We start from the raw sequence: 17,287 nt of genomic DNA, 5'->3' as shown, positions 1-17,287 counted from the left end.
AAAATATGAAAAAGTACTTAGTTTTGTTAATCGCCGTACTGGCACTTTCAAGTTGTGGCAGTAATACATCAATTGTAAATAGCTGGAGAGATCCCGACGTAACAGTTGCTCAGGAGCACTTTAAAAAAGTTTTAGTTGTTGCTTTAGTTAAAGATGAAGCTTCCAGAAGAATTACAGAAAACAGGATTGCAGCCAGTAATCAGATTTTCAAAACTTCCTATCAATTTTTAAACGAAACTACAAAGCAATTCACTCAGGAACAAAAATTAAAAATTCTACAAGACGAAAACTTTGACGGTGTTGTTACGATGCGCTTAGTAAGTACTGAAAAAGAAACAAATTACGTTCCCGGAACTTATACAGGTATGTATTACGGAGGATTTGACGGAATGTACACTGGAATGTATGGTTATGGATTTGGAAACTGGTACGGAATGTACTCTCCAAATTTCTACGATCCGGGGTACTATCAGGAAACTACTTCTTATATGGTTGAAACCAATATTTTTTCATTAAAACAAAATAAATTAATCTGGACAGGAACTACGAAATCTGACTATGTTACAGATCTGGGGCAAACAGTTGATGCCATTATGCAAGCGGTTGTTGGCGAAATGAAAAAAGACGGATCACTACCAAAATAAAATCATGAAAAGCAATATATAAATATTGCTTTTTTTACACTCTTAAAAATGACTAATTTTGTCAAGACAATTTATATCATTTATTTAAAATGAAAACATTACTTAAAAATGCAAGAGAACAAAAAGGATTAAAAACCCGTGAGGTGGCACAACTTCTTGGGATTGATCAGGCCCTAATAAGTAAATTTGAATCAGGTACAAGAAAACCTACCAGAGAGCAAATTTCCAGACTATCTCAACTCTTAGAAATTGACTTTGAAACTTTGATGATTGCCTGGTTAAAGGAAAAAATCTTATATGAAATTGGTGATGATGAATTTGCTTTGAAAGCTTTAAAAGTTGCCGAAGACGAGATAAAGTATAATAAAGCAATATCAAATTTAAAAATATCAACTTCTTTAGAAAAGATTTTAAAAGAGATTGATATTCTGAAAGATAAACTAGATACTTACAGAAAATTCGATAGTTATAAAATTAAGCAGGCTCTTGAATTAGAATATACTTTTGAAAGCAATCGAATTGAAGGAAATACGATGACACTTCGTGAAACCGATATGGTTATTAATGAAGGCTTAACTATTTCCGGAAAAAGCATGCGGGAACATCTTGAAGCTATTAATCATCAGGAAGCAATTGGTTTTATAAAAGATCTAATGCAGAAAAATAATAGCTTGAACGAACGTGATCTTTTATCCATTCATAATTTAATTCTACGTGGTATTATTCCTGAGGATGCCGGACGCTACCGAAAAGTTCAGATTATGATTCAGGGAAGTAGTCATATGCCGCCACAGCCTTTAATGGTTGCTCAGGAAATGGAAGAATATTTTATTTGGTACGAAATCAATAAAAACAAATTGCATCCCATTATTCTTGCTGCTGAAATGCATGAAAGACTAGTTACGATTCATCCCTTCATTGACGGAAACGGAAGAACCTCCCGATTAATCATGAATCTAATCTTAATGCAAAAAGGTTATTTAATTGCTAATATAAAAGGGGATTATGAAAACCGAATGCAATATTATCAATCCTTAGAAAAAGCGCAAACAAAAAAAGACAAGGAAGATTTTTTACTTTTTATTGCTCAAATAGAAAAAGAAAGCTTAGAAAGATATATTAGTATTCTTACACAATAATAAAAGCCCAACTAATTGGGCTTTTACTCTAATTTTTATCTTCTAACAAAGGAACAAATCGAAATTCTCCAAACTCATGTTTCTCAAATTGCGTTTCATTTTTACGAATTAATAAAGTCATAATCTGTACATCTTCACCTAACGGAATAACCAGCCTTCCTCCTATTTTTAACTGCGCCATTAGCGGCTGAGGAATAAATGGAGCACCTGCTGTAACAATGATACTGTCAAACGGGGCATGATTTGGTAGTCCTTTATAACCATCTCCAAAAGAAAGGTGCTTTGGACGAATGTTTAATTTAGGAAACAAATTAGAGGTTGCTTTAAACAGCTCATTTTGCCTTTCTATGCTATAAACCTTTGCGCCAAGCATAAACAAAACGGCAGTTTGATAACCTGAACCTGTTCCAATTTCTAAAATTTTGTGATCTTTTTTAACCTCTAACAACTGCGATTGAAAAGCAACAGTGTAAGGCTGAGAAATAGTTTGTCCCGCTCCTATAGGAAATGCCTTATCCTGATATGCATAATCTTCAAAACTTGAATTCAGAAAAAGATGTCTTGGGATTTTTTTTATTGCATCCAAAACTGCTTTATCAGTAATTCCCTTTTGTTCTAAAGTGCTTACTAATTGATTACGAAGTCCTTGATGTTTGGCAGTGTCTTTCAAAATGGGTAGGTTTTATTTTGGCAAAAATAAGAAAGTAAAAAAGAAATCAAATATTGATTTTTAATTATTAAATCGCTAAATCTTTATTGTATTAACTTTTACTTTCAACAAATAAATTATATTTTTGTTTAAAATACATTCTCATGTTAAAAGTAGGAGTTTTAGGTGCTGGTCACTTAGGTAAGATACATTTACGCTTATTACAACAATCTGACAAATACGAATTAGTTGGATTTTACGACGAAAATCAGGAAAATGCCGAAAGAATTTCAAAAGAATTTGGCTATAAAAACTTCAACACTATTGCAAAATTAATCCACGCTGTGGATGTAATCGATATTGTAACGCCAACACTTTCACATTATAAATGTGCTAAGGTAGCTATAAAATCAGGAAAACATATTTTTATTGAAAAGCCTATTGCAAACACTGTAGAAGAAGCTGAAGAAATAATTGCTTTAGCTAAAGAATACAATGTAAAAGGACAAGTTGGTCATGTAGAGCGTTTTAATCCTGCTTTTATTGCAACAAAAAACATGATCGAAAATCCGATGTTTATTGAAACGCATCGTTTGGCAGAATTCAATCCACGTGGTACCGATGTTCCTGTAGTTTTGGATTTAATGATTCATGATATTGATGCCATTTTGAGCGTTGTAAATTCAAAAGTAAAAAACATCAATGCTAGTGGTGTTTCTGTTATTAGTGAAACTCCTGATATTGCCAATGCCAGAATTGAATTCGAAAATGGTTGTGTAGCGAATTTAACAGCCAGCAGAATTTCTATGAAAAACATGCGTAAAACACGTTTTTTTCAAAGAGATGCCTACATTTCTGTAGATTTTCTGGAGAAGAAATGTGAAGTAGTGCGTATGAAAGATGCTCCGGAAGTTCCTGGAGATTTTGATATGATTCTTCAAAATGCAGAAGGCGTAAAAAAACAAATCTATTTTACCAATCCTGATGTTGAACAAAACAATGCAATTCTGGATGAATTAGAATCTTTCGCAAATGCTATTAATACTGATACGACGCCAGTTGTAACTTTAGAACAAGCTACAGATGCTTTGCGTGTGGCATACCAGATTATTGATTGTTTCGATAAATAAAATATAATTTTAAAAATAAATTAGCCACGAATTCCCGAATTTAATTGGTGAATTCGTGGCTAAAATCATAAATATAATACCTAAATTTAAATGAAAACTATAGCTGTAATTGGTGCTGGAACAATGGGTAACGGAATTGCTCATACTTTTGCACAAAGTGGTTTTACCGTAAAATTGATTGATGTTTCTGAGAAATCTTTAGATAAAGGAATGGCAACTATCGCTGCCAACTTAGACAGAATGCTGTCTAAAGGAACAATTACTCAGGAAGATGTTGCCAAAACTATCACTAATATTATCACTTATACAGATATAAAAGACGGTGTTGTTGGCGTTGATTTAGTTGTTGAAGCTGCAACAGAAAATGTAGAATTAAAATTGAATATCTTCAAGCAATTAAACGAAGCTTGTTCGCATAATACTATTTTAGCGACGAATACTTCTTCTATTTCAATTACACAAATTGGAGCAGTTGTAGCACATCCTGAGCGTGTTATTGGAATGCACTTTATGAATCCGGTGCCGATTATGAAATTAGTTGAAATCATTCGCGGATACAATACAAGCGATGAAGTTACTAAAATCATTATGGACTTATCTGTAAAACTAGGAAAAACGCCAGTTGAAGTAAACGACTATCCAGGTTTTGTGGCAAACAGAATTTTAATGCCAATGCTAAACGAAGCAATCGAAACGTTATACAATAAAGTAGCTGGTGTTTACGAAATTGATACCGTAATGAAACTAGGAATGGGGCACCCAATGGGACCACTTCAATTAGCTGATTTTATTGGTCTTGATGTTTGTTTAGCTATTTTAAACGTAATGTACGAAGGTTTTAAAAATCCAAAATACGCTCCTTGCCCGCTTTTAGTGAATATGGTTAGAGCCGGAAAATTGGGAGTTAAATCTGGTGAAGGTTTTTATGATTATAGTGAAAGTAAAAAAGCAGAAAAAATTTCGAAGCAGTTTGTGTAATATTTTTTAAAAATGATAACATTTGAGAGTGAATATAAAAACTTCAATCAACGCCTCTTTATTTTAAAAAATTTGGCATTCGCAATTGAATTTATAATTTGCTCATCTCTAATTATCATTTTTAACCTTTCAATATTTTACACAATTGTAATTGAGTTGTGCCTTTTAACTATTTGTGGCTTTATAATCATCAATAGTAGTAAAAGCAATATTGATATAATAACTTTCGAAGAAAATAACATTATATTACATGGAGAAACATTTAATACGAAATGGCTAAAATCGATAAATATAAAAGAAAGTTATATTGAAATACATAGTATTGGTTCTCGACAAGGAATAAGAGGTGCTACTTTTTATTTAAAAATAAAAAACAAAAAAGATAATTACATCCTAAATTCATTTGAAACATATTCTGACGAAGGTATCATACAGATTTTTAATGAGTTTAAGAAGTCCAAGGAAGAAAAAGTAATTATAGACGAAAGACTAGTATTATTGAGAATTCAAGAAAAAATAGAAAAATGTCAATAGCATTAAATTTAAACACAATCAAATCCACATTACCAGAACATGTAACTCTAGTTGCAGTTTCTAAAACCAAACCCGTTTCTGACTTAATGCAAGCGTACGAAGCAGGTCAACGCATTTTTGGAGAAAACAAAATCCAGGAAATGACGGATAAATGGGAAGAAATGCCAAAAGATATTCAATGGCATATGATTGGTCACGTTCAATCGAATAAAGTCAAATTTATGGCACCATTTGTGAGTTTGATTCATGGAGTTGATAGTTTGAAATTATTGCAGGAAATCAACAAACAAGCTTTAAAAAACAATAGAGTTATAGATTGTCTGCTTCAAATATATATTGCTGAAGAAGAATCTAAATTTGGTTTGGACGAAAATGAATTAAATGAATTATTATCTTCTCCAGAATTCAAAGAGATGAAAAACATTCGTATCTTAGGGTTAATGGGAATGGCAACTTTTACAGATGACCAAAACCAAATTAAAAAAGAATTTACACATTTGAAATCAATTTTTGATTCCATTCAAAACATCGAAAATGAAAATTTACAATTAAATACAATTTCAATGGGAATGTCCGGAGACTTTCAGCTTGCCATTGATTGCGGAAGCACAATGGTTAGAATTGGAAGTAGTATCTTTGGAGGAAGATAATCTGATTTTAGATTGTAAATTTTAAACTGATTACTAAAAACTGAACACTGAATACTTGATTTGTACGCAATACTAGACATAGAAACCACTGGAGGACAGTTTAATGAAGAAGGGATTACTGAAATTGCCATTTATAAATTTGATGGCCATGAAGTAGTTGATCAATTTATTAGTCTTGTTAATCCTGAAATTCCGATTCAGCCTTTTGTGGTGAAATTAACCGGAATAAACAATGCTATGTTACGTTCTGCTCCTAAATTCTTTGAAGTTGCAAAACGAATCATAGAAATCACTTCAGATTGTATTATTGTCGCGCATAACGCTTCTTTCGATTACCGAATTTTACGTACCGAATTCAGACGTTTAGGATATGACTTTGAAGCCAGAACACTTTGTACAGTAGAATTGGCTAAAAAATTAATTCCGGAACAGCCTTCTTATAGCTTAGGAAAACTAGTTAGAGCGCTTGGAATACCAATGGCAGACCGTCACCGCGCCAGTGGAGACGCCATGGCAACCACAAAATTGTTTAAGATGCTTTTAGAAAAAGATCTTGAAAAAACAATTGTAAAAGACTTCATAAAACTGGAAGTTGAAAAAGGTATTGCACCAAAATTATTAGATTTGGTCGGACAAATGCCAACTAAAACTGGTGTTTACTACATTCATAACGAAGGCGGAAACTTAATTTATATTGGTAAAAGTCAAAATATCAGAAAAAGGGTAAACCAACATTTCACTGGAATCACAACAAAAAGTAAAAAAATACAGGCTGAAGTTTTTACCATAACGTATGATGAAACCGGAAGTGAGTTAATTGCTCTTTTGAAAGAAAGTGAAGAAGTAAAAATAAACCGTCCAAGACACAATCGCTCGCAGAAGAAAACAGTTTTTCCATTTGCTCTCTATGCAGAAAAAGATTCAAATGGCTATTTAAATCTAAAACTTCAAAAAGCTGATGGTCGCAAAAAAGAAATCACCTCATTTGCTTCTTTACAGGAAGGTAAAAACATGCTTTTTAAATTCACTGCAAAATATTATCTGTGCCAAAAATTAACGGGTTTATATCAAACTAAGAAAGAGTGTTTTCAATATAAAATAAAAGAATGTGATGGTGCTTGTATTGGCGAAGTTTCACCTGAAACGTATAACCTAAGAGTACAACAGTTCATCTCTGAGCACAGTTTCGAAAACAAAAGCATGATTCTTATCGACAGAGGTCGAAATGTAAACGAACGAAGCGCCGTATTAATTGAAGATGGCATTTATAAAGGCTATGCTTTTTACGATTTGAATTATCAGATTACAAATATCGAAATCTTAAAAAACATTCTAATTCCGATGCAAAACAATCGCGATGTAAAAAACATAATTCAAAATTACATGCGCAAAAGCAAATCGCTTAAAATTCTTCATTTTTAAAATATCCTAATTTTAATTATCTTAGTGATATGACACAAGTGAAATCAAAATACGAAATCTTTAGGGAAAAAATCAAAGTAATTCTATACGGAACAGACACCGTTTTAGGAAGACTCTTCGATTTAGTTTTACTCGGCCTAATTTTATTGAGCGTTCTTTTGGTCATGATGGAAACCGTTCAGGGAATCAATCAGAAATACCACTCTCAACTTATTATCTGTGAATGGATTATTACCGTATTTTTTACTATCGAATATCTTTTACGCATTATCTCGATTCAAAAACCAGTAAAATACATTTTCAGTTTTTATGGTATTATCGATTTACTTGCTGTATTACCAATGTATCTTTCCATATTTTTTCCAGGAGCAAGCATTTTATCCGTCATAAGAGCTTTACGTTTTTTCCGATTATTCAAAATACTTCATATTCCGCAAATTTCACATCAGTCTGTACAATTACGAGAGGCGATTGAAGCCAGCAAAGAAAAAATTCTTGTTTTTATCTATTTCGTATTAATTAGCACCGTAATTATTGGTTCTGTTATGTATGTGATAGAAGGCAAAGAAAGTGGTTTTACAAGCATCCCAGTTAGTATTTATTGGACCATAGTTACCTTAACAACAGTGGGTTATGGCGACATTTCACCAATAACTCCCTTAGGCCAATTTGTCGCCTCATTTGTTATGATTTTGGGTTATGGAATTATCGCCGTTCCAACCGGAATTGTAACTGCAGAATTTGCCAAAAACAGTCTAAAAAACAATACTGTAAGCGGAAAAAAAACATGCGAAAATTGTAATTCACAAGTCCACTTTGATAATGCAAAGTACTGCTACGAATGTGGAACACAATTACCTAATATTTAATTTATGGAGCTATTTCCATCTGTACTTTGCAACTCCTCCTTATCTTTGTTCTTTTTTTAAGGTATAAAAGGAGCTTCCGCTGGTCGCTCTTTTATCCCAAAAAAAACTAACAAATATAAGTCCGGGGTTTCCACTTCCATCTGGGCTAGAAGAAATATGAAATACTTAATTACCATTGTCGGACCAACAGCTATAGGCAAAACAGCCTTGAGTATTGCTTTGGCACAACATTTCAATTGTGAAATAATCTCTTGCGATAGCCGACAATTTTTTAAAGAAATGACGATCGGAACAGCAGTTCCAAATCAAGAAGAGTTAAATTCGGCTAAACACCATTTTATCCAAAACAAATCTATTTTCGAAAATTATACCGTTGGTGATTACGAAAAAGAAGCACTTTTAAAATTGGAAGAATTATTTCAGAAGAATGATTTTGCTATTTTAATTGGTGGTTCAGGACTATATGTAGATGCTGTTTTAAAAGGTTTTGATGAATTCCCCGAAATTAATCCGGAAGTTCGTTCTGAAGTGAACTCAAACTATGAAAAACTTGGAATCAATTATTTACAAAAGCAATTACAGAATTTAGATCCAGACTATTTTCAAAAAATAACTTTAGAAAATCCACAAACACTTCAAAATCCGCAAAGGATGATGCGTTTTGTGGAAGTTTGTATCGGAACTCAAAAACCATATTCTTCCTTTTTAAATCAGAAGAAAAACAACCGAAACTTCAGCCCTATTCTAATTGGCCTAGAAGCAGACAGAAAAGTAATTTATGATCGTATTAACCAGCGCGTTGATATTATGATGAACGAAGGTTTATTGAATGAAGCAAAAGCTTTGTATCCTAATAAAGCGTTAAATGCGCTGCAAACGGTCGGTTATAGAGAATTATTTAGTTATTTTGACGGAGAATTTTCATTGCCATTTGCCATCGAAGAAATCAAGAAAAATACCAGACGATTTTCTAAAAGACAACTAACATGGTTCAAACGAAATGAAAACACCAAATGGTTTGACTATGCAACAGATAGAAAAGAAACTATTAATTACATAGAAAATCTTCTAAAGTAACATCAAAAGTCATTTTTCTATACTCTTTATTCTATTCTCTAAAAATAAATCTAAAATTCAGAAATGCCAATATCTCCAAATTTCACGTCAGTTTTAAGCAAAGACTGGGAAGTCAATTTCACACAATGCACACCAAACGGTTATTTAAAATATACCGATTTGTGTAATATTTTACAATTAACCGCAGCAGCACATTCTGAAGTTGGAGGCATCAGTTTTTTTGATATGCAGGAATTTCACCAAGCCTGGGTTTTAAGCCGCATGCGTGTTGAAATCAATTCGTTACCAAAATGGCAAGATATTGTTACTGTAAAAACATGGATTAATAGCCTAGAAAATTCACGTTCTGTTCGTGCATTAGAAATGTATGTTAACGGAAAAAAAATAGTAGGCTGCGAAACGTATTGGGCCGTTTTTAATACGCAATTACGCCGTCCGGAAGCTTTAGCTTTACCTTATGAACATTTCGAATTATTCCCTGAGAACAGAGCTACTTCTGAAGGTTTTTCTAAAATCAATATCAATCATGAAAAAGAGGCGGTTTTCGAAAAAACAGTTTATCTATCTGATTTAGATATTGTAAACCATGTTAATAATGTCAAATATTTAGAATGGTGCCTTGATCATGTTGATCCAAAAAGAATTATGAAACAGGAAGTAAAAAGCTTTGAAATGAATTTCATGAAAGAGCTTTCATTAAAAGATAATGTAGTTATTCATGAAAGTGAAGACGATGATCATACTACTGCAACATTCAGTATTACAAAAGAAGAAAAAACTTGTTTTGCTTTAGAATTGCATTGGAAATAATTAATAGCCCACAGATTAAACGGATCAAACAGATTATCACTGATTTTTAACTCTCGAGAGTTATTAAGATTTCTCTTGAAAAAAGAAAAAAAACGATGCCATTCAAATTTGAATGGCATCGTTTTTTTCTACTAAAATTATTTTGATTTCTTTTTTGAATCCTTTTTTGATTTATTAGGCTTCTTTTTCTTTTTCAGCAACTCCATTTTACCTTTGATTCTTTTCTCAACTTCTATAATATCAGAATCAAAAGCTAATTGCAATATGCAAAGTTTTGCATTCTTGATTTCCTTAAGCGCATTTTTAAATTGGTGTTGCGCTTCTAAAAGAATAGCTTTCTTTACATAAATATCAGATTTATTGATTCCTTTTATTGTCAAGGCAAAATCAATCAGCTTTTGTGCTTCTTCATAATCTTCATTCAAAATTAAAGTTTGCAAATAATGCGGATATACTTCAAGGGCATGAATATTAATTGCTAAAGCTTCCTGAAAATAATTTTTCGCTTCTTCATAATTCCATAATTGCTCTGCCTGAATTCTTCCGTATAAACACAAAACCATTGTGTTTTTATCATTATAAGAAAAAGCATAATCTAAAGATTCAATCGTTCCTTCAAGCCAATACGGATAATTATCCAGGGCCTGAAAAATGTATTTATCAATTGTTTTCATTTTATGTGTTGATATTTATTGTTTTCTTTTGGTCACATATAATTCGCACATCATGATTGTTTTCTGCGACCAACTTTTTAATTATGCTCATTTCGTAAATCTTGTTTTAATTTCTGACGAGTTCCCTTGTAACTTTTCTGCTCTTTATTCTTTTTGAAATCACTTCCGGTAAAAACTCTAATCGGATTTCCGCGCTGAATATTCAGTTGGTTCTCCCATTGTTTTCCGACATGATTCTTAAGTTGTTGCAAAGTTTCGTCATCTAATTTTTTTAATAATCTTTCTGTTGCCAGTTTTTTGTTTTGATGTTGTGATCGGCTGTCCATAGAAACTACGGCGATTCCGGTTGGAATATGAGTTGCTCTTATGGCTGAGCTTACTTTATTGACATGCTGCCCACCAGCGCCAGAACTTCGCATTGCCTGGTATTGAATATCATTTTCAGAAACTGATGCATTCTTTTGCGGTTCAATTTCAAAAATTCCAATAAACCAGTTTTTGCGTTTGTGCATTTTTCTAAACTGACTTTGTCCAATCCATTGAATCGTCCCTATCCATGAATTTACAAATTGACTTGCATTTTTTCCTTTTACAGAAAGCGAAGCCGTTTCAATAGTCCCATTTTCCTGACCAGCTTCCCTTTGCAGCAAAACAGTTTCTAGCTGCTCTTCCTGAGCTTCTTCTAAAACTTTTTTAAGCACTTGGGCGACTACCCAAGTGCATTCTGCAGGTCCGCGACCTGCCGTTATCTGAATTATTTTTTCCACTTTAAATCTTTTTTATCGGTCCATTCTAACAATCTTTGGAGTGAAAGTCCCCAGAACTTCAACCAAATCTGTTTGATTTCCCATCACTTTTGTAATGTCTTTGTAAGCCATCGGAGCTTCATCAATATTTCCTCCAATTAAAGTAACATTATGCGCTTTTAAAACTTTCTTAATTTCGCTTTGTGTAAAAGTACTTTTGCATTTAGCCCTAGAAAATAAACGTCCCGCTCCATGCGAAGCCGAGTTTAAACTTTCAGCGTTACCTTTTCCTTTAACAATATAGCCAGGTGCTGTCATGGAACCCGGAATAATTCCCAATTGACCTTGTGCCGCAGGGGTTGCTCCTTTTCTGTGCACGATACATTCCTGACCATTAACCATCTCTTTCCACGCAAAGTTGTGATGATTCTCAATTGTTACCACTACTCTTTTACCAATCGCTTTGGCTATTCTTCTATGAATATCATCGTGACAGGCTTTTGCATATTCTCCGGCTAAGTTCATTGCTAACCAATATTCCTGACCGTCGTGTGTGTTTAAATCAAGCCATGCCAAATGCTGCACATTTTTTGGTAACGGACATTGTTTAGTTGCCAGATACGTATAATGTTTGGCAATATTAGCACCTAATCCTCGTGAGCCACTGTGTGACAGAACAGCAAAATATTCACCTACTCCCAATTTCCAATCGTTTTCAGGACTGTCAATCTTTGCGATACCAAATTCAACGAAATGGTTTCCACCACCAGAACTTCCTAATTGTTTATACGCTTTTGGCAAAAGATTCTTTAGCAAAGGAATATCCTGAAATTCACTTTTGTAAAACACTTCATGATCTGCTCTTGAAGCATGAACTTCATTCATTCCGAACTTAGTATTATCTTTTAAAATTGCTTCTAACTGATGCTCTTTTCCCTTGAAATACGAGGCTGGCAAATCAAAAATTGAAAGACTCATTCGGCACCCGATGTCTACTCCAACTCCGTACGGAATGACAGCATTGTCCGTCGCCAAAACGCCGCCAATTGGCAATCCATAACCGGAATGTGCGTCTGGCATTAAAGCTCCTGCCATTGAAATTGGTAATTTTAAAGAATCATACAACTGAAATTTAGCTTGCTGATCAATTTCATTTTCTCCAAAAATGGTAAAGGGAGCACGAGTTGTTTTCAGCTGGTGCATTCTTACCTGAACCGGGTTTATCAAACCTTCGGCAACTTTTCCCCAGGTACCGTGACCTTCAAACTTTTCTGGATGAAGCAAAACTTCTTTGGCCTCTGTTAGAATGGATTCTTTTTTTTCTCTTTTTCTATATCTGTTTATTTGCCCTAAGGCGATGTTTATTGAATTATTTTTTGGAAAGCCTAATTTAATCAGGTCTTTTCCGGATAATTTATTTCCCATAAATTTTTAATTATTCTTATTGTTTTTTTTGTAAACCGATGTTCGTCAAAACTGAAAAGTTCGAACAAAACATAGGCGTACCTGATCTTTTATCCTTTCGGATAAATAATGAAACTGTTATTCGGGAAAATTTGAAGTGTCTAGAATAAAAAAAGCCCGAAACTAAATGTCTTCGGGCTTTTTTATATCTAAAAATGAATTTCTAAGATTGAAATAAGCCACGAAGAAGCGCTGCACCAAATCCGTTTGGTGTGAAGCTTTGTGATGTTGATGTAAGTACAAACATTTCTCTTCGTTTTATAGGGTTATTATTTTTTTCGTCTGCAAATATTCATAATTGTTTTTTGATTTTCCAAATTTATTTTAAGAAAATTCATGTAAAAATATTTTCAACAATAAAACTTATCAATAAATTTAAAGCTATACAATTAACAATGAGTAATTTAAATTCTAAATTCTTAAAAAATAAAAGGCACAAAAAAAAGCTCTGATTTCTCAGAGCTTTACTATTTTATTAGTTTGGTGAATTTTGTTATTCAGTTACTTTGCTTTTAACAACTAATCTAAAACCTTCTCCGTGAATGTTTAAGATTTCAACATCTTCATCAGCTTTTAAGTATTTTCTAAGTTTAGCAATGTAAACATCCATACTTCTTGAAGTAAAGTAGTTATCATCTCTCCATATTTTTGTCAACGCTAATTCTCTTGGCATCAAATCATTTTCATGTAGAATTAACATTTTAAGCAATTCATTCTCTTTTGGAGATAATTTTATCGGCTCGTCATTTTCGAAAGTCAAAAATCTAAGTTTAGAATTTAAGTGGAATTTACCGATATTAAATTCAAACTGTACTTGTTCTGCTTTTGTATCTGCAGATTTTCTTTGAATAATAGCTTTGATTTTCATCAATAAAACTTCTGAATCAAAAGGTTTATTCAAATAGTCATCAGCACCAGCTTTATAACCTTTTAATACATCTTCTTTCATAGACTTTGCAGTCAAGAAGATAATAGGCACTTCACTATTTTTTTCTCTAATTTCTTTGGCTAAAGTATAACCATCTTTATAAGGCATCATTACATCAAGAATGCATAAATCATACACATCTTTCTTGAATTTTTCGAAACCTTCCATACCGTTTTTAGCTAAAGTAACTTCAAAGTCATTTAACATTAGATAATCTTTAAGAACTGCCCCAAAATTAAGGTCATCTTCTACTAAAAGTATTCTTTTGTTATTATTTTCCATATTTTAATTTATTAATGGTATTTTTATTATAAAGGTGCTACCTTTTCCTTTTTCGCTTTCAACATATACTTGACCATTGTGATCCTCTACTATTCGTTTTACATAAGCCAGACCTAAACCGTGTCCTTTTACATTATGTAAATCTCCTGTATGTTCTCTGTAAAATTTCTCAAAAACTCTCTTTTGAGCTATTTTACTCATACCAAGACCATTATCCTTAACTTTTATCAGAATCATATCTTTGATATTTTCTGTAAAAATTTCAATTTCAGGAACATCTGGAGAATATTTTATCGCATTCTCTAAAATATTTACCAATACGTTTGTAAAATGCACTTCATTTACTAAACAAGTAGTTCTTGAAGCGTTATAATGTTTTACAACGGTTCCATGTCTATCCTCTAAAATTAAATTTACATGTTCAATTGCATCATCAATAATATCATGAATTGCAGTTGGTTCTTTTGTAATATCCAATTCTCTTTTTTCTAATTTAGAAATGCGAAGAACGTTTTCAACCTGAGCATGCATTCTTTTATTTTCATCCCTAATCATTTGCAGATAACGGAATACTTTCTCTTTATCTTCAATAATCTTAGGGTTTCTAATTGCATCAAGTGCCAAATTTATAGTAGCAATTGGAGTCTTAAACTCATGCGTCATATTATTTATAAAATCTGTTTTTATTTCAGATATATGTTTTTGACGCAACAATTGATTTAATGCACTTGTGTAAGCAATTATAATAATAAGCGTAAAAACTATTGATAATATTGTAATACTTAATAACTCTGACAATAAAAATTTCTTTTTATAAGGAAACGTTATGTACAATTCATACTTACTATTCCCTTCATTATCAGTATATATAGGAATGTGATAACTTGCATCTTTATCAAAATGAAACCCATCCGATTTTACTTTAGTTGGCAAACCACTATTCAGAACACCAAATTCAAATTTGGTTTTTACACCATATTCTTCTAGTTCCTTTTTTAATAATTTATTAAGCTTTTCTTTTGTTATTCTTCCTTCAATTGGCGTTAAGGAAGCAATATCTTTATATTGAATTTGCTGCTGTACTTTATTTAAAATATCTAAGCTTCCTGATTTTTCGATTTTTAAATCTGGTATAATACTTTGCCCTAAAGGATTATTATCGATACCATTGTTGTTATTATAAACCTCTGTTACACGCTTTGAACTAAAGTTTTTAAACCTTTCACTACTGAATTTTTTATTAAAAAGTGAACCACTTATATCATAATCTTCAGAAGTTAGTGTACTAGAATAAACAATTGTTTTGTTTGTTTTGGTATTTCTTTGCACATAAAGGACTTCCAGTAAATCTTCTTTCTTAGGGATTTTACCAGTACTGTCTTTTATACGATTGTATTTGTCATAAAAACTATATTCTTCCTGCTGCTCAAGTTTATCAGCAACATTACCAATTACCTGGGTAACGTGGTATTTAAATTGTTCGTCATTATTTTTGAACGAAGAGTTGAACCAAAATACCTGAACCAGAATTATCCCAATAAGAGACAAACTCATAAGCAAAACAAGTATTCTAAAAAATAATTTATTCATCGAAACAAAATTAATATTTTAACAATATACTAAATAATACATTAACCAAATATTAACATTTAAGACTGATTTTGTTTAATATCTAAAATTTTAAGAATTTTAACAACTTCTTCCTTAGCAATTTTAAGATTTACGTTATTAATAACAAAATTGCTTCTGGAAATTCGATCTTCATCCTTCCATTGCATTTGCATTCTGCTTATAACTTGCGCCAGGGTGGTATTATCGCGTTTTAAGACTCTTTCAATTCTAACTTCTTCTGGTGCGGTTACTGTTATAATATAATCACATTCTTTATATCTGCCACTTTCAAATAATATAGCGGCTTCATAAATTATGTACTCGTAATTTTTATGTCTCAATAACCATACCTCAAAATCTTTTTTTACAGCCGGATGTACTATTGCATTTAATTTCGCTAACTTTTCTTTATCATTAAATACAATTTCAGCAAGTTTGGCCCTGTTTAAGACATCTTTTTCAAAAACACTTTCTCCGAATACATTTTTTATCTCTTTTATAACATGATCCAATTGCATTACTGCTCTTGCACCATCATCAGCTATATAGACAGGAACTCCCATTTCTGCAAAATAATTAGCAATGGTTGTTTTGCCACTACCAATACCTCCTGTTAAACCAATAACCTTTGTCATATTACATTTTAAAAAACATACGAGGAAAAGCTTCTTGCGGTTTTTTCTTTAGAAGAATGATTTTTATAAATGATTTTAAAAACCCTGTTCCGTAGCCATAGAATTGTTTCCAAACTGCAATCACTGACAAGTATCCTATTTTAACACTTTTATTTTGAATACTTGCTGTAAGAAAAATTATAACGAAATATACGAAATATAATTGTAATAAAACATCTATATTGAAAATTAACAGTAAAAAAGCTAATAATAACCCTAGTATAAAAAAGGTAGGAAAGAAAAAAGTAATCTTATTATGTTCTGGATACCAACTATTTAATATTGGCCTTGCAATTCCAAATTTATGCACCTGAACAGAGAATTTCTCCCAATCAATTCTGCGTTTATGATAAACATATGCCTCAGAAAACAATCTTGTTTCAAAACCTAAATTCCATAAACGAATTGACAAATCAGGATCTTCACCCGGGTGAATATTTCCAAATCCGTTTGATGCTTCAAAAGCTTTTTTAGAAATCCCCATATTGAAACTTCTTGGCTGAAACTTATTAATTTTTTCTGAACCACCACGTACTCCGCCAGTTGTCAAAAATGAAGTCATTGCAAAATTGATCGCTTTCTGTATATCCGAAAAACTATCTAATGCTTTATCAGGTCCACCAAAACAATCTACATATTCTTCATTTAACGCTTTACGCACCTCTGTTAAATAATTAGGCGGAATAATACAATCTGAATCAAAGATGATAAAATAATCTCCTCTCGCCTTTTGCATTCCAAAATTTCTCGAATCTCCAGGGCCTGAATTTTCTTTAAAATAATAAGATATATTCAATTTTCCCTGATAGTTCATTACAACATCTTTACATGGAATCGACGAACCATCTTCAACAAGAACAATTTCAAAAGGTTCATTATAATCAGATTTTGAGAGACTTTCTAAAAGTTCATCAACTTCATCTGGGCGATTATACACGGGTATAATTAAAGAAAAAATCATAATGGAATGTGCGGTATTAAAGTGGCAATTTTTTTAATTTCAAAA

The 17,287-nt window shown here is 32.2% G+C and carries 18 protein-coding genes; 10 read left to right on the top strand and 8 right to left on the bottom strand.

The genetic code is table 11. The features are described 5' to 3' along the window. Positions 1-5 precede the first annotated feature (5 nt). Both AC3ITQ_RS14280 and AC3ITQ_RS14275 read left to right on the top strand, forming a co-directional pair. A complete protein-coding gene (locus tag AC3ITQ_RS14280) occupies positions 6-644 on the top strand; it encodes a hypothetical protein (protein WP_489234849.1) in 639 nt (212 codons plus the stop codon). A gap of 89 nt (positions 645-733) precedes the next feature. Continuing rightward, positions 734-1,783, top strand: coding sequence for a Fic family protein (locus AC3ITQ_RS14275; protein ID WP_489234848.1), 1,050 nt, complete (start codon positions 734-736; stop codon positions 1,781-1,783). A gap of 28 nt (positions 1,784-1,811) precedes the next feature. Here the strand turns inward: AC3ITQ_RS14275 and AC3ITQ_RS14270 are convergent, their stop codons facing one another. Continuing rightward, positions 1,812-2,453, bottom strand: coding sequence for a protein-L-isoaspartate(D-aspartate) O-methyltransferase (locus tag AC3ITQ_RS14270; RefSeq protein ID WP_026985488.1), 642 nt, complete (start codon positions 2,451-2,453; stop codon positions 1,812-1,814). A 143-nt stretch (positions 2,454-2,596) separates the two neighbouring features. Between AC3ITQ_RS14270 and AC3ITQ_RS14265 the strand changes: the two genes are divergently transcribed. From AC3ITQ_RS14265 to AC3ITQ_RS14230, 8 genes are all read left to right on the top strand, one after another. After that, the gene (locus tag AC3ITQ_RS14265) at positions 2,597-3,562 is read left to right on the top strand and encodes a Gfo/Idh/MocA family protein (protein ID WP_194655712.1); all 966 of its coding nucleotides are present in this window, start codon (positions 2,597-2,599) and stop codon (positions 3,560-3,562) included. A gap of 90 nt (positions 3,563-3,652) precedes the next feature. After that, on the top strand, positions 3,653-4,540 hold the full coding sequence (locus AC3ITQ_RS14260) for a 3-hydroxyacyl-CoA dehydrogenase family protein (RefSeq protein WP_072971110.1): 888 nt from the start codon (positions 3,653-3,655) through the stop codon (positions 4,538-4,540). Between the two features lie 12 nt (positions 4,541-4,552). Beyond that, a complete protein-coding gene (locus tag AC3ITQ_RS14255; protein WP_489234847.1) occupies positions 4,553-5,074 on the top strand; it encodes a hypothetical protein in 522 nt (173 codons plus the stop codon). After that, a complete protein-coding gene (locus AC3ITQ_RS14250; protein WP_489234846.1) occupies positions 5,065-5,724 on the top strand; it encodes a YggS family pyridoxal phosphate-dependent enzyme in 660 nt (219 codons plus the stop codon). Before AC3ITQ_RS14255 ends, AC3ITQ_RS14250 begins: the two co-directional genes overlap by 10 nt. A 60-nt stretch (positions 5,725-5,784) precedes the next feature. Beyond that, complete coding sequence (locus tag AC3ITQ_RS14245) at positions 5,785-7,146, top strand: exonuclease domain-containing protein (RefSeq protein WP_489234845.1); 1,362 nt, start codon at positions 5,785-5,787, stop codon at positions 7,144-7,146. Positions 7,147-7,175: 29 nt separating this feature from the next. After that, positions 7,176-8,015 (top strand): ion transporter, encoded by an 840-nt coding sequence (locus tag AC3ITQ_RS14240; RefSeq protein ID WP_489234844.1) that lies wholly within the window; start codon positions 7,176-7,178, stop codon positions 8,013-8,015. 156 nt (positions 8,016-8,171) lie between these two features. Next, positions 8,172-9,092 carry a tRNA (adenosine(37)-N6)-dimethylallyltransferase MiaA gene (miaA, locus tag AC3ITQ_RS14235; RefSeq protein WP_489234843.1) on the top strand — a complete coding sequence of 307 codons (921 nt, stop codon included), beginning with the start codon at positions 8,172-8,174 and terminating at the stop codon, positions 9,090-9,092. 63 nt (positions 9,093-9,155) lie between these two features. Next, positions 9,156-9,902, top strand: a complete 747-nt coding sequence (locus AC3ITQ_RS14230) for an acyl-[acyl-carrier-protein] thioesterase (protein ID WP_489234842.1) — start codon at positions 9,156-9,158, stop codon at positions 9,900-9,902. A gap of 137 nt (positions 9,903-10,039) precedes the next feature. Here AC3ITQ_RS14230 and AC3ITQ_RS14225 read toward each other — a convergent pair whose 3' ends face one another. The 7 genes from AC3ITQ_RS14225 to AC3ITQ_RS14195 form a co-directional block, all read right to left on the bottom strand. Continuing rightward, a complete protein-coding gene (locus AC3ITQ_RS14225) occupies positions 10,040-10,576 on the bottom strand; it encodes a hypothetical protein (RefSeq protein ID WP_489234841.1) in 537 nt (178 codons plus the stop codon). A gap of 77 nt (positions 10,577-10,653) precedes the next feature. Next, entirely contained in the window at positions 10,654-11,343 is a 690-nt protein-coding gene (gene prfH / locus AC3ITQ_RS14220; RefSeq protein ID WP_489234840.1) for a peptide chain release factor H, read from the bottom strand. A 12-nt stretch (positions 11,344-11,355) separates the two neighbouring features. Beyond that, positions 11,356-12,747, bottom strand: coding sequence for an RtcB family protein (locus tag AC3ITQ_RS14215; RefSeq protein WP_489234839.1), 1,392 nt, complete (start codon positions 12,745-12,747; stop codon positions 11,356-11,358). 532 nt (positions 12,748-13,279) lie between these two features. Continuing rightward, on the bottom strand, positions 13,280-13,996 hold the full coding sequence (locus tag AC3ITQ_RS14210) for a response regulator transcription factor (protein WP_026985497.1): 717 nt from the start codon (positions 13,994-13,996) through the stop codon (positions 13,280-13,282). Between the two features lie 3 nt (positions 13,997-13,999). Beyond that, complete coding sequence (locus tag AC3ITQ_RS14205) at positions 14,000-15,586, bottom strand: sensor histidine kinase (RefSeq protein WP_375033073.1); 1,587 nt, start codon at positions 15,584-15,586, stop codon at positions 14,000-14,002. 59 nt (positions 15,587-15,645) lie between these two features. Further along, positions 15,646-16,242, bottom strand: coding sequence for a dephospho-CoA kinase (coaE, locus tag AC3ITQ_RS14200; protein ID WP_489234838.1), 597 nt, complete (start codon positions 16,240-16,242; stop codon positions 15,646-15,648). Position 16,243: 1 nt separating this feature from the next. Continuing rightward, positions 16,244-17,242 carry a glycosyltransferase family 2 protein gene (locus AC3ITQ_RS14195; RefSeq protein ID WP_489234837.1) on the bottom strand — a complete coding sequence of 333 codons (999 nt, stop codon included), beginning with the start codon at positions 17,240-17,242 and terminating at the stop codon, positions 16,244-16,246. Positions 17,243-17,287: the final 45 nt, after the last annotated feature.

It is taken from the genome of Flavobacterium sp. KH_001, assembly GCF_057840745.1.
Note: the sequence above shows the minus strand (reverse complement) of the source record. Positions and strands in the feature narration are given on the sequence as shown.